The sequence below is a fragment of the Sphingomonas sp. BK069 genome, from assembly GCF_014193405.1.
GTDB lineage: Bacteria > Pseudomonadota > Alphaproteobacteria > Sphingomonadales > Sphingomonadaceae > Sphingomonas.
The window spans coordinates 153199-165664 of sequence record NZ_JACHZH010000005.1; the positions used below are offsets into that span (position 1 = coordinate 153199).

General features: G+C 70.0%; 11 protein-coding genes. 5 read left to right on the forward strand and 6 right to left on the reverse strand.

Going from position 1 to position 12466, the window contains the following annotated elements; all coding sequences use genetic code 11:
• Positions 1 to 70 precede the first annotated feature (70 nt).
• From FHY02_RS16095 to FHY02_RS16105, 3 genes are all read left to right on the forward strand, one after another.
• Positions 71 to 1078 carry an NAD-dependent epimerase/dehydratase family protein gene (locus FHY02_RS16095; RefSeq protein WP_183924002.1) on the forward strand — a complete coding sequence of 336 codons (1008 nt, stop codon included), beginning with the start codon at positions 71 to 73 and terminating at the stop codon, positions 1076 to 1078.
• 295 nt (positions 1079 to 1373) lie between these two features.
• A complete protein-coding gene (locus tag FHY02_RS16100; RefSeq protein ID WP_260172943.1) occupies positions 1374 to 2507 on the forward strand; it encodes a glycosyltransferase family 2 protein in 1134 nt (377 codons plus the stop codon).
• Between the two features lie 130 nt (positions 2508 to 2637).
• On the forward strand, positions 2638 to 4020 hold the full coding sequence (locus FHY02_RS16105) for a methyl-accepting chemotaxis protein (protein WP_183924004.1): 1383 nt from the start codon (positions 2638 to 2640) through the stop codon (positions 4018 to 4020).
• Positions 4021 to 4477: 457 nt separating this feature from the next.
• Here the strand turns inward: FHY02_RS16105 and FHY02_RS16110 are convergent, their stop codons facing one another.
• The 6 genes from FHY02_RS16110 to FHY02_RS16135 all read right to left on the reverse strand — a co-directional run bounded on the left by FHY02_RS16110 (position 4478) and on the right by FHY02_RS16135 (position 11804).
• Positions 4478 to 5557 carry a GGDEF domain-containing protein gene (locus tag FHY02_RS16110; RefSeq protein ID WP_183924006.1) on the reverse strand — a complete coding sequence of 360 codons (1080 nt, stop codon included), beginning with the start codon at positions 5555 to 5557 and terminating at the stop codon, positions 4478 to 4480.
• 4 nt (positions 5558 to 5561) lie between these two features.
• Positions 5562 to 6815, reverse strand: a complete 1254-nt coding sequence (locus FHY02_RS16115; protein ID WP_183924008.1) for an HD-GYP domain-containing protein — start codon at positions 6813 to 6815, stop codon at positions 5562 to 5564.
• Between the two features lie 235 nt (positions 6816 to 7050).
• On the reverse strand, positions 7051 to 7443 hold the full coding sequence (locus FHY02_RS16120; protein ID WP_183924010.1) for a thioesterase family protein: 393 nt from the start codon (positions 7441 to 7443) through the stop codon (positions 7051 to 7053).
• Positions 7440 to 8003 carry a DedA family protein gene (locus tag FHY02_RS16125; protein WP_183924012.1) on the reverse strand — a complete coding sequence of 188 codons (564 nt, stop codon included), beginning with the start codon at positions 8001 to 8003 and terminating at the stop codon, positions 7440 to 7442. Before FHY02_RS16125 ends, FHY02_RS16120 begins: the two co-directional genes overlap by 4 nt.
• A gap of 22 nt (positions 8004 to 8025) precedes the next feature.
• Entirely contained in the window at positions 8026 to 10083 is a 2058-nt protein-coding gene (locus FHY02_RS16130) for a S9 family peptidase (RefSeq protein ID WP_183924014.1), read from the reverse strand.
• A gap of 80 nt (positions 10084 to 10163) precedes the next feature.
• Entirely contained in the window at positions 10164 to 11804 is a 1641-nt protein-coding gene (locus FHY02_RS16135) for a sulfotransferase (RefSeq protein ID WP_183924016.1), read from the reverse strand.
• Between the two features lie 55 nt (positions 11805 to 11859).
• Between FHY02_RS16135 and FHY02_RS16140 the strand changes: the two genes are divergently transcribed.
• Both FHY02_RS16140 and FHY02_RS16145 read left to right on the forward strand, forming a co-directional pair.
• The gene (locus tag FHY02_RS16140; protein ID WP_183924018.1) at positions 11860 to 12123 is read left to right on the forward strand and encodes a hypothetical protein; all 264 of its coding nucleotides are present in this window, start codon (positions 11860 to 11862) and stop codon (positions 12121 to 12123) included.
• 82 nt (positions 12124 to 12205) lie between these two features.
• Positions 12206 to 12460, forward strand: a complete 255-nt coding sequence (locus FHY02_RS16145) for a hypothetical protein (protein WP_183924020.1) — start codon at positions 12206 to 12208, stop codon at positions 12458 to 12460.
• Positions 12461 to 12466: the final 6 nt, after the last annotated feature.

A 12466-nucleotide genomic window follows, 5' to 3' on the forward strand; every position in this document is an offset into this window, starting at 1 on the left:
GGCAGATCACTGAGCATTTGCAGCATGATGCGTATTGGCGGAAGGCGGCACCGTCTAACAGGGAGAGATCATGCAGGTTCTGGTCACCGGCGTCGCCGGCTTCATCGGCAGCCATGTCGCGCGCCGGCTGCTCGCGCGCGGCGACACCGTGGTCGGGATCGACAATCTCAACGACTACAACCCGGTGCAGCTCAAGCGCGACCGGCTCGAGGCGATCACCGCGGACGGCGGCGCCGAGCGCTTCACCTTCCACCAGCTCGACTTCAGCGACCATGAAGCGATCGACGCCGCGCTCGGCGGCACCGCGATCGAGCGCATCGTCCATCTCGGCGCGCAGGCGGGCGTGCGCTACTCGCTGAGCAACCCGCGCGCCTATGTCGCGTCCAACCTCGCCGGTCACGTCAACATGCTCGAGCTGGCGCGCGCGCGGCGGGTCGAGCAGATGGTCTACGCTTCCTCCTCCTCGGTCTACGGCACCAGCCCCGACCTGCCGTTCCGCGTGGAGCAACGCGTCGACTTCCCGATCTCGCTCTACGCCGCCACCAAGAAGGCGGACGAGCTGATGAGCGAGACCTACGCGCATCTGTACCGCATCCCGCAGACCGGGCTGCGCTTCTTCACCGTCTACGGGCCGTGGGGCCGGCCCGACATGGCGGTGTGGGGCTTCACCGACAAGATCCTCTCCGGCCAGCCGATCGAGGTCTATAACGGCGGCAACATGCGGCGTGACTTCACCTATATCGACGACATCGTCACCGGGATCGTCGCCGCGCTGGACAACCCGCCCGCCGACGACGGCCAGGTGAAGGCGGGCGGCAGCGTGTCGCCGCACCGCCTCTACAACATCGGCAACAACAAGGCCGAGGAGCTCGAGACCTTGATCACGCTGATCGAGGAGGCGTGCGGGCAGAAGGCGATCCGGGTCGACAAGGGCATGCAGCCCGGCGACGTGCCCGCGACCTACGCCGATCTGACCGCGATCCGCGACGATCTCGGCTTCCGCCCCACCACGCCGATCGCGGTCGGCATCCCCAAGTGGGTCGAGTGGTACAAGGGCTATCGCGCGCGCCGCGGCTGAGATCGTTGTGAACGTATCACTCGGCGTATGACATCCGTGATCCCGCGGATGTCGGTTGGGCGGGGTCTTCACGCAGGCAGGAAGCGAGCTGGTCTTACTGATTAGCGGCGTGCCGCCGACCGGATCGCGATGACGTACGTAGCGGGCGCGGCATCGAAGCGGCGCCGTTAACGCCGGTCGCATCGCAGGAGTTGATACCACAGATCCTATTCCTGCGCTAAAATCGGGCGCGCTGACCTGCGCCCAGCGCCAGAGCGACCTTGCAGCAGTCTGGCTCGTGTGGGAGATCACGGCGATGGAGGCGATGTCCAAGCAGGGATCGGAGCGGCGTCCTCCGCCAGCGCAATTGGCGATCGTGGTTCCCGCCTTCAACGAACGCGAGAACGTCGCCTCCTTGATTCACGCTCTTGATCGAGCGCTCTCCGGCATCGATTGGGAGGTCGTCTTCGTGGACGACGATTCACCTGACGGCACTGCCACGCGCGTTCGAGAGTTGGCTCAGCGAGACGCGCGCGTACGCGTTTTGCAACGTGTGGGTCGTCGCGGTCTTGCCTCCGCGTGCATCGAGGGGATGCTCGCTACGGCGTCGCCCTACATAGCGGTGATCGATTGCGACCTGCAGCATGACGAGATGCTGCTGCCGCCGATGCTTGACCAGTTGAGATCGGGCGAGATCGATCTCGTCGTGGGCACGCGCTACTCGAGCGGGGGCAGCGTCGCCGACTGGGCGCGCGACCGCGCCAGGGCGAGCCGGCTCGCGACGCGGTTCGCGGTATGGTTGACGAAAATTCCGATGAGCGATCCCATGAGCGGATTTTTCATGCTCACCCGTGCGTCGTTCGAACGTTCGCTGCCGCACCTCTCGTCCGTCGGTTTCAAGATTCTGCTGGACCTCATTCTCAGCGCGCCCGATCCCCTCCGTTTGGCCGAGCTACCCTACGCCTTTCGGGCTCGTCGTCATGGCGACAGCAAGATGGACTCGCTTGTTCTATGGGAGTTTGCTCAACTCTTGCTGGAGAAGCTCACCGGCGGAAGAATACCATTACGATTTTTCAGCTTTGCGTTGGTCGGCTTGGTCGGACTATTCGTTCACATCCTTACATTCATGCTTGTATATGTGATCGGCATGGCACCGTTTTCAACGGCTCAGATCGTGGCGACCGCCGTCGCTATCACGAACAACTTCTTCTTGAATAATAAACTGACATATCGTGATCAGCGGCTCCGCGGACGCGCCCTGTTACGCGGATGGCTAACGTTCAATCTTGTGTGCGTCACCGGCGCGGTGGCAAACATCAACATCGCGCAATGGCTCATTGTTCATAATAATTACTGGCTCTGGTCCGCCGCCGCTGGAGCACTCGTGAGCGTCGTTTGGAACTACGGTATGTCCTCGGTCTTCACTTGGCGTCGACGCTTGTCCGCCTGACCAAGCCCGAGCCCGGGCTGGTAGCGGCGTGACCCTCGGCGGGGCACGCGTCGATTTTCGTCGTCAAACCCGATAATATGGTTTTAATTCTAGCCGGTTAGCCACTTGCCAGGGTGGGAGGACTAACGCGTTGACGCTGGATCAGACGATTGCCGAGGCGGCCCGCCAGTCGGGCGAGCTGGGATTGCGCACGCTCGACCTGCAGGCCGATATCGCCGAGCTCTCCACCCGCGTCACCGCCCAGGCCGGCACGATCGAGCAGATCGGGCGGCAGACCGGCCGGCTCGCCGACGACGTCGACGAGGTCGCCGCCGCGGCGCGCAGCGCGCGCGAGCATACCGCGGGCGCGCACGCGGTCTTGGCCGACTCGCACGTCCAGGTCGAGGCGGCGACCAGCGAGGTGGTCGAGCTGATCACCCAGGTCAGCCGTATTCACGAGAGCATCGGCGGCTTCACCGCGGCGCTGGAGGAGGTCGCGCGCGTCACCGCGACGATCGACGCGATCGCCAAGCAGACCAACCTGCTCGCGCTCAACGCCACGATCGAGGCGGCGCGCGCGGGCGAGGCGGGGCGCGGCTTCGCGGTGGTGGCGGGCGAGGTCAAGAAGCTCGCCTCCGAGACCGCGGTGGCGACGGCGCGGATCACCGGCTCGATCGACACGCTCACCACCCAGGCCGACGCGATGCTGGGCAAGGTCGACGCGGGCGTCGCCACCGCGCGCTCGGCGCACCGCGACACCCGCGACATCGAGGCGCTGGTGGCGCGGCTACGCGGGCTGATGGACGGGCTGACCCGTTCGAGCGAGGGCGTCGCCGATCGGATCGGCTCGATGGTCCACGCGGTCGGCGAGGTCGAGGGCGGGCTCGGCGAGCTGGCGCGCACCTCGTCGGACAATGCGCAGGGGCTGCAACGCCTCTCCGAGCGCATCACCAGCGTGAGCGACGACACCAACGACCTGCTCCAGCGGCTCGCCGAGAGCGACGCCGACATGCCCGACCGGCCCTATATCCGCTTCGCGCTGGAGGCCGCGCGCCAGGTCTCGGCGGGGCTCGCGCGCGCCGCCAGCACGGGCGAGATCAGCCGCGAAGCGATCCTGAGCGAGCGCTACGCCCCCGTGCCGGACACCGATCCCGCGCTGTTCACGCATCCGGCGATGGCGCTGATCACCTCGCTGGCGCGGCCGCACCAGGAATCGGCGCGCGCGCTGCCCGGCTTCTTCGGGATGAGCTTCACCGATCGCAACTGCTTCGGCGCGGTGGCGATGCCTGAGCGCTCGCTGCCGCAGCGGCCGGGCGATCCCAAGTGGAACAGCGAGTTCTCGCGCGCGGGCGTGTTCTTCCACTTCCCCGAGACAGCGGTTCAGGTGAAGATCACCCAGCCCTTCTGCCTCAAGGCCTATCGCCGCCCGCTCGCCGGCGGCGGGGTGGTGCTGCTCAAGCAGGTGATCGCCTCGATCAGCGTCAATGGCGCACACTGGGGTGTACTCCAGCTGGCGTATGAGAACCAGGGGTGAGCGGTTCGGCGCGTGGGCGATAGGGCCCTTCTCGGCCGGATATCGCCTGACTCTTTCCGGCGGCGCATCGTCGTGATCACGACGCTGTGCGACCGCCGTAGGGCAGCCCGGCCCCTTTGACACCGCCAGTGGCGTCGCTCTCTATTTCCAAAGCCAGTGATAGCTGATCCGGACCTAGACACATACATCGGCAGGCAGCGGCTCGCCCTTCCTCATCATCCCGGCCTAGAGCCGGGATCCATCCTTCCGCGAGAGCAACGCCGGCCACTCACGCGGACCATGGATCGAGGGTCGAGCCCGGGATGACGGCTGGGCGAGCCGCTGCAGCGTCAATGAACGTCCTGCGTTTAGATCAATGGATGAATAGCGGCTCACGCCCGTGCTGCCGGTGCTCTCGCGACGATGCTCTCGCGGGGGAGCCACCCGGGCGCCCGCCGCACCCCGGACTGCTGTCCCGCTACCCCGCACACAACCGGTTCTTCCCCGCATGCTTCGCCGCGTAGAGCGCGAGATCGGCCTCGGCCAGCGCCGCCGCGCCGCCGTCCTCGCCCAGCGGCGCCACGCCCGCCGAGAAGGTGACCCGGTCGAACGCCAGCCCGGTCTCCTGGTTGACCAGCGAGCGCGCCGACAGCCGCTCGCGCGCGGTGTCGAGCCGCGCCATCGCGGCGCGCGAGTCGGCGCGGCGGAACAGGCAGGCGAACTCCTCGCCGCCGTGGCGCGCCACCAGCACGTCACCGCCCAGCTCGCGCTCAAGGAAGCCGGCGACGAAGCGCAGCACGCGGTCGCCCGCGGCATGGCCGAAGCGGTCGTTGACCTGCTTGAAATCGTCGATGTCGCACAATGCCACCGTCGCCGGCGTGTCGCCGGCGTCGAGCGCGCGCAGCGCCGCCTCCAGTGCGCGGCGGTTGGGAAGGCCGGTGAGATGGTCGCGCTCGGCGGCGCGGCGTGCCTGACGCAGGTCGCGGCGCAGCGAGTCGGCCTCGCGGCGCGTGCGCTCGAGCTGCACCTCAGCCAGCCGTGTCGCGGTGACCGCGTCGCGGGTCAGCGCGGCGATGCGCGCGATCGTCGCCGCCGGGTCCTCGGCGAGCCGCGCCGCCTCGCCCTCGATCGCACTGCCGAACTGCTCGGCGGTGCGGCGCGACTGGCCGGCGGCGCCGAGGCACTCGCCGATGCGCGCCTCCAGCGTCTCTGCGATCCGCGCGAGCGTGTCGGGGCCGAGCTCGGTCGTCTCCTGCCCGTCGGCGATCCGCGCCGCCGCGGCCTCGCTCAGCGTCCCTGTGGCGCGCAGCGCCTCCGCCACCGCGACGCTGGTGGCGACGTCCTCGCCCGACAGATAGGAGTGGACCAGCCCGTAGTTGCGCGGCGAAGGCGCGAGCCGGCTGGCGAACAGCAGCTCGCCGATCGAGTCGAACAGCCGGCGCCGCGCGGCGAGCCGCTCGTCGAGGCGCTGCGCCCGGCGCGCGGGCGAGAGCCAGTCGAGCATGCGGCGCAGCGGAGCGGGCGTGGGCGCCGGGGCGGGATGAGGGCGGGCGGCCATGGCCTCAGGCCCCGACCGCGCGCGGGGACGGCGCCGCGTCGGTGCCGTTGGCGGTGAGCACCGCGGTGCGCATCCGATCCCACGCCAGACCGAACCAATAGGCGCCGCGCTCGCCGCCCAGGATCGGGTCGCCCGTCGCGTCCGTCGCGACCTCGGTCAGCGGAAGCCGCGACTGTGTCGGGATGTCGAAGAAGGCGCGCACCGGCGGCGCGGTCGGGTCGTCGGCGCCGGTGCCGAGCACCAGCGCAAGCCGGTTCGAGCGCAGCCGCACCAGCGCGCCGGGGGGGTGGATGCCGATATGATCGATGAACGCGCCGAGCAGCTCCTGGTCGAAATGGCCGTGCCACGACTGCATTCGCGCCAGCGCGTCGCCCGGCGCCCAAGGGCGCTTGTACGGGCGCAGCGACGTGACCGCATCGTAAACGTCACACACCGCGCTCATCCGTGCCGCGAGGCTGAGCCGGTCGCCGGCGAGGCCGAAGGGATAGCCGCGCCCGTCGACGCGCTCGTGGTGATGCAGGCAGACGTCGCGCACCACCTCGGGCACGTCGCCGCCGAGCAGAAGCGCATGGCCCTTCTCGGGATGGTGGCGCACCACCGCCAGCTCCGCGGGATCGAGGCTGCCGGTCTTCTCCAGCACCGCGCTCGGCACCGCCATCTTGCCGATGTCGTGCAGCAGCCCGGCGAGGCCGAGGTCGCTCGCCTCATCCTCGGGCAGGCCGAGATGGCGCGCGAAGCCGATCAGCAGCGCGCCGACCGCGACCGAGTGGAGCCAGGTATATTCGTCCTTGCTGCGCAGTCGCGTGACGGTAAGCAGCGCGCGCTGGTCACGCGCGACAAACTCGGTGATCGAATCGACCAAGGGGGCGAGCGCGCGATGGTCGATCGCGTGCCCCATGCGCGCGTCGGCGAACATGCGCAGCATCGCCGCGCGCGACTGCTCCACCACCGCGCGGGCGCGGTCGAGCTCGCTGGCGGCACGGCGGCGCGTGCGGGGCGGCGGCGCGGTCGACGTCACGGCCGGGGCGGCAGTCTCGACCGCTGCCGCGACGGAGAGCGGCGCCGACGCCGGCGCGAGCGGGCCGACGCCCTTGTCGGTGTCGATCACGATCTCGCCGATGCCGGCCTCGACCAGCTTGGCGACGTCGCGCGCGCTGGCGAGCACGAGGTGCTTGCGCCAGAACGGGCTCGCCATCCAGCCGCCCTCGACCGCGTGGACGTACATCCCGGGCCGCGCAGCGCTCGTCTTGATCGTCACCAGCACCGCCCGACCAGCCCCCCTGTTCCCGGCGAATCCGTTGCTCAGGGTATGACGGCGCGGCGTTAATTTGGGTTTAGCGGGGGAGAAGATCCTCCTCTTCAAGGGGAGGTGGCGCGCGCAGCGCGACGGAGGCGTGTCGCGGGTAATGAGACCAGCGACGACTACGTCTCGCGAAACCCCTCCGTCAGGCCTGCGGCCTGCCACCTCCCCTTGCAGGGGAGGATTTTGGCCGTCACCCCACGAAGGGCGCGGCGATCTCGGGCCGGATGCGGAGCAGCCGCCCGGTCGCGCGGTCGAGCAGCGCCCAGGTCGTCACCCCCTCGACGCGGACGCGGCCGTCGCTGCCGAGGAAGCGGAAGTGGCGGTCGAAGCGCGCCCCGCGCGGTGCGCCGGGCACCCAGGTCTCGGCCGTCACCGTCTCGCCCGCGACGACGTTGCCGCGATAGTCGATCTCGTGGCGGGTCACGACCCACACGTGCGCCGCCTGCTGGTCCGGCGGCGCCACCGCGGCCCAATGCGCCACGGCCAGCTCCTGGATCCAGCGCACCCACACCGCATTGTTGACGTGGCCGAGCTCGTCGATGTCCTCGGGCTGGGCGGTGACCTCACGGCGGAACGGCGTCATGTCCGGCGACTCCTGATGCGGTGGATCAGCGCGATCGCGATGCCCGCGGCGACCACGCTGCCGGCCAGCCACCATAGACGCGAGTCGTGCCGCAGGCGCCCAACCGCCGCCTCGAACGTGTCGCCGAACACGAAGCCGATCGTGGTGAAGCAGATCGCCCACAGGATCGCCGACACCGCGTTGACCGCGGCGTACAGCCGCGGGCGGATCCCGGCGGTGCCGATGGCGATCGGGCTGATCGTGCGCAGCCCGTAGAGGAAGCGGAACACGAAGATGAACCCGATCGGGTGGCGCTCCAGCGCCGCCATCGCCTTGGCGAAGGCGGGGCGCTCGCGCGCGGCGGCGACCCAGCGATGGTCGCGGAAGCGCCGGCCGGCATAGAAATAGGCCTGGTCGGCGGTGAACGAGCCCGCCGCCGCCGCGGCCATCGCGCCGGCGAGCGGGAACATGTCCTGATGCGCCAGCAGCCCGCCCGCGATCACCGCGGCCTCGCCCTCCAGCGCGGCGCCGGCGAACACCGCCGCCAGCCCGTAGTGCTCGACGATCGTCTCGATCGTCACGAGGCGCTGTGCCGGTCGCGCCTCATGACTCGATCCCCAGCTGCCACAGCACGAAGGCATGTTCCTCGGCGGCCTCGCGCAGGCTCTCGAACCGGCCCGACTTGCCGCCGTGGCCCGCGCCCATGTTGGTCTTGAGCAGCAGCAGATTGTCGTCGGTCTTGGTGGCGCGCAGCTTGGCCGCCCACTTGGCGGGCTCCCAATAGGTCACGCGCGGGTCGTTGAGCCCGCCCGAGATGAACAGCGGCGGATAGGCCTGGGCGCGGACGTTGTCGTAGGGGCTGTATCCGCGGATCAGGTGGAAGGCGGCCGCGTCCTCGATCGGATTGCCCCATTCGGGCCACTCGCCCGGGGTGAGCGGCAGCGTCTCGTCGAGCATCGTGTTGAGCACGTCGACGAAGGGCACGTCGGCGATCACCGCGCCCCACAGCTCGGGGTCGGAGTTGACCACCGCGCCCATCAGCTCGCCGCCGGCCGAGCGCCCCGCCACCGCGATCCGACCTTCGCTGGTCCACCCGCCCGCGATCAGCCCGCGCGCGACGTCGACGAAGTCGGTGAAGGTGTTGGCGCGCTTCTCGAGCTTGCCGTCATGGTACCATTGCTGGCCGAGATCGTCGCCGCCGCGGATATGCGCGATGGCGTAGGCGAAGCCGCGGTCGAGCAGCGACAGCCGCCCGGTCGAGAAGCCCGGCGGGATGGCGTGGCCGTAGGCGCCATAGGCGTAGAGGAACAGCGGGCGCGAGCCGTCGCGCGGGAAGTCGCGCGGGTAGACGATCGAGACCGGCACCTCCGTGCCGTCGCGCGCGACGATCTTGAGCCGCTCGGTGGCGTAGCGTTCGCCGTCATAGCCCGAGGGGATCTCCTGCACCTTCAGCACGGTCAGCGCGCCGCTCGCGACGTCATAGTCGTAGACCGTGCCGGGCGTGACCATCGACTCATAGCCGAGCCGCAGCACCTGCGTGTCATATTCTGGATTGTCGCCGATCCCGGCGGTGTAGCTCGCCTCGGGGAAGGCGATGCGGCGCGGCGCGGCGGCGGGGTCGTAGGAATGGATCTCGATCTGGTCGAGCCCGTCCTCGCGACCCTCGACGACAAGATAGTCGCGGAAACAATCCACCCCGGTCATGTAGAAATGCGGGCTCGGCGCGATCCGCTCGGTCCACTCCCCCGGCGCGATGATCGACGCGGTGACGAGGCGCCACATCGGGTCGGTGTCGTTGGTGTGGATGAAGAGCGTGTCGCCGTGCGTGTCGACGTCATACTCGCGTCCGTCCTGCCGCGGCGCGACCAGGATCGGCGCCGCGAACGGGTCGGCGGCGGGGAGCAGCCGCACCTCGCTGGTGACATGGTCGCCGGTCGAGATCACGATCCAGCGACGGTCGCTCGTCTCGCCCACCGCGACGCGATAGCCCTCGTCGTCCTCGTGGTAGAGCTCGATGTCCTCGCTCGGGTCGGTGCCGAGCCGGTGGAAGCGCGCGTTGTCGGTGCGCCACTCCTTGTTGGCGAGCCCGTAGAGGAAGCCGCTGTCGTCGGCGCTCCACACGATGTCGGAGAGCATGCCGGGGATCGTGTCGGGCAGCAGCGCGCCGCTGGTCAGATCCTTGACGTGGATCGTGAACCGCTCCGAGCCATTGTCGTCGATGGCATAGGCGAGCTTCGTCGCGTCGTTCGAGATGGCGAAGGCGCCGAGGCGGAAGTATTCCTTGCCCTCGGCCAGCGCGGGCTCGTCGAGCAGCAGCTCGTCCGCACCGCCGGCGACGGGCTTGCGCCACCATTGGCGATACTGGCCGCCGGTCTCGAACGCGGTCCAGTAGACATAATCGCCGTCCTTCTGCGGAACGCTCGACTCGTCCTCCTTGATGCGCGCCTTCATCTCCTCGTAGAGGCGGTCGACCAGCGCCCGGTGCGGCGCCATCTGCGCCTCGAAATAGGCGTTCTCGGCCTCGAGATAGGCGAGCACGTCGGGGTCGGTGACCTCCGGATAGCTCGGATCCTTGAGCCAGGCATACGGGTCCTCGACGGTGACGCCGTGGCGCGTGAAGGAATGCGCGCGCGTCGCGGCGACCGGTGGAGTGAGCGTCATCCCGCGTTACCTAGGGTGTGCGCGGTAGAGCGGCAACATCGGTCGGCTGTTGCGCCCTTCGCGCTATCACGCAGGGCGTCTTAATCCGCGAAACCGAACCGGTCCACCCAGGGCTGCAGGATCGGCAGCACCGGGGCGAGCTGGTCGGCGTAGCGGCGCCACTGGCCGCGCCCGTCAAACAGGCCGCGGCGGACCTGGGTGGCGCTCGCGGTACGCACCCCGCGGGCCTGCGCGGTGCGGTCGAAGCGCGCGAAGTCGTCGGTCCAGGGCAGGCCGATGAAATCCGCCATCGCGCGTACCGTCGGCGCGAAGTCGGTCACCAGCCGATCATAGCGCACCTCGTGGAAGGCCAGCGGCAGCGTCGCGCGCGCGCGCTCGGTCAGTGTCATCAGCGCGTCATAGTGGCACGCCGTCTCTTCCAGGTCGCTGAAGCACCAGGCCGCCGGACTGGGGGTAAAGTTGATGCGGTAGCAGCTCAGCACCACGTCGCGGGGGTCGCGCCGCATCACCAGCACGCGAGCCTGCGGGAACAGCGCGGCGATGATCGGCAGCTTGGCGCCGTTGAGCGGGTTCATGTCGACGAACGTGCCGGCCGTCGCCGCGCCCATCGCCGCCACGCGCCGCCAGTAATCGGCGCGCAGCCGGTCGCGCAGCGCGGGATCAAGCGCGGCGAGGTCCGGCATCGCCCCGTCGTTCCGCACCAGCACGCCGTCGGTGCCGGCGAGCGTCTCGCGCTCCTCCAGCGCGGTTACCCCGGGCGCGCTCGCCAGCACGTTCTCGACCAGCGTCGTGCCCGAGCGCGGATAGCCGAGCAGGAAGACATGGGTCGCGGCGGCGCCGGGCGCGTCATCGGCGGACGCCGGCGCGCGCGGCGAATCGAGCTGCGCCGCGATCCGCTCGATGAAGGCGCGGTGCGACGGACGCTCCGGCCCGGGCTCGAGCGCGGCACGATAGACCTCGCGGAAGTTGGCCTGCGCGCCGCGGTAGCAGTCGAATGCCGCCTCGGTGCGATCTTGGCGATCGAGCGCGTCGCCCAGCAGCGTCAGCGTGCGCGTGCGATCGTCGCCGCGGACGCGCTCGACCAGCGGCCGCAGCAGCGCCTCGGCCGCGGCGCCGTCGCGCGCCTCGATCGCGACGGTGGCCAGCGCGGCGCACGCGGCGGGCTCGTGCGGGTCGAGCGCGAGCGCGCGCGCGGCCTGGTCGCGTGCCTCCTCGGCGCGGCCGCGGCGCGCGGCGGTGTCGGCCAGGCGGCCGTAGGCGGGCGCCAGGGTCGAGTCGAGCGCGAGTGCGCGGCGGTAGCTCTCGCCCGCCTCCTCCTCGCGCTTGAGCGAGTCGAGCGTGTAGCCGCGCTCCAGCCAGGCGGCGGCGTGGCGCGGCTCGGCGGCGACGACGCGGTCGAGCACCGCTAGCGCTTCGTCATACCGCCCCTCCTTACGCAGCACCGCGCCGATCGAGCCCGCGATCAGCACGTCGCCCGGTGCCAGCGCGAGCGCGCGGCGCAGCAGCGCGTGCGCGCCGGCATAGTCGCCCGCCTCCTCCCGCCGCCACGCCGCGAGGTTGAGGATCATCGGGTCGCTCGCGCCGGCGGCGAGGGCGGCGTCGGCCAGCGCGGCCGCGCGCGGCACGTCACCCGCGGCGAGCGCGCGCTCGATCGCCGCGCGGTTCGTCGCGGCGTCACCGCGACCCGCTCTGGTGCGCCGCCGCACGACTCGGTTTGACATGACTCGGCGCTCCGTCTTAGCCTCTGGACCAGCCGCATACGACAGGGGCTCTCCCATGCACAGCATCGCCGCGCTGGCCCTCACCCTGGCCACCGTCGCCGGGTCGGCCGCGGCTGAACAAGCCAAGCCGCGCGACGCCGCCGAGAAGGCGGCGGACCGGGCAGACAAGATGATCTGCAAGCGCTTCACCAAGACGGGCTCGCTCGTCGACAGCGTGCGCGTGTGCAAGACGAAAGGCGAGTGGCAGCGCGACCGCGACAATCTGCGCAATTCCGCCTCCTCGGGCGCATGCGGTCAGCCGACGCTCAACGGCTGTTGAACGGGCCGCGCGGGGCGGTTTGACAGGCCCCGGCGGCGCGGCTTAGCCTCGCCGCATCGCCTCCGACGAACAAGGCCCGATCATGCACCGGTTCACCGCCCTCGCCCTCCTGCTCGCCGTCGCCTCACCCGCGGCGCAGGCCAAGACCAAGGACGCGCCGGAGAAAGCGGTGGATGCGGCCGACAAGGTGATCTGCAAGCGCTTCACCAAGACCGGGTCGCTGGTCGACAGCGAGCGCGTGTGCAAGACCAAGGCCGAGTGGCAGCGCGACCGCGACGAGCTGCGCTCGATCAACCAGAGCCGCATGGGCGGCCGGATGCCCGGCGAGCAGCAGTGAGCGCGC

Excerpts from the sequence above, each read along its gene's own strand:
- FHY02_RS16095 (WP_183924002.1), top strand. The coding sequence starts at position 71 with ATGCAGGTTCTGGTCACCGGCGTCGCCGGCTTCATCGGCAGCCATGTC.
- FHY02_RS16100 (WP_260172943.1), top strand. The coding sequence starts at position 1,374 with ATGGAGGCGATGTCCAAGCAGGGATCGGAGCGGCGTCCTCCGCCAGCG.
- FHY02_RS16110 (WP_183924006.1), bottom strand. The coding sequence starts at position 5,557 with ATGGCCGCCCGCCCTCATCCCGCCCCGGCGCCCACGCCCGCTCCGCTG.
- FHY02_RS16120 (WP_183924010.1), bottom strand. The coding sequence starts at position 7,443 with ATGACGCCGTTCCGCCGTGAGGTCACCGCCCAGCCCGAGGACATCGAC.
- FHY02_RS16130 (WP_183924014.1), bottom strand. The coding sequence starts at position 10,083 with ATGACGCTCACTCCACCGGTCGCCGCGACGCGCGCGCATTCCTTCACG.
- FHY02_RS16135 (WP_183924016.1), bottom strand. The coding sequence starts at position 11,804 with ATGTCAAACCGAGTCGTGCGGCGGCGCACCAGAGCGGGTCGCGGTGAC.
- FHY02_RS16140 (WP_183924018.1), top strand. The coding sequence starts at position 11,860 with ATGCACAGCATCGCCGCGCTGGCCCTCACCCTGGCCACCGTCGCCGGG.
- FHY02_RS16145 (WP_183924020.1), top strand. The coding sequence starts at position 12,206 with ATGCACCGGTTCACCGCCCTCGCCCTCCTGCTCGCCGTCGCCTCACCC.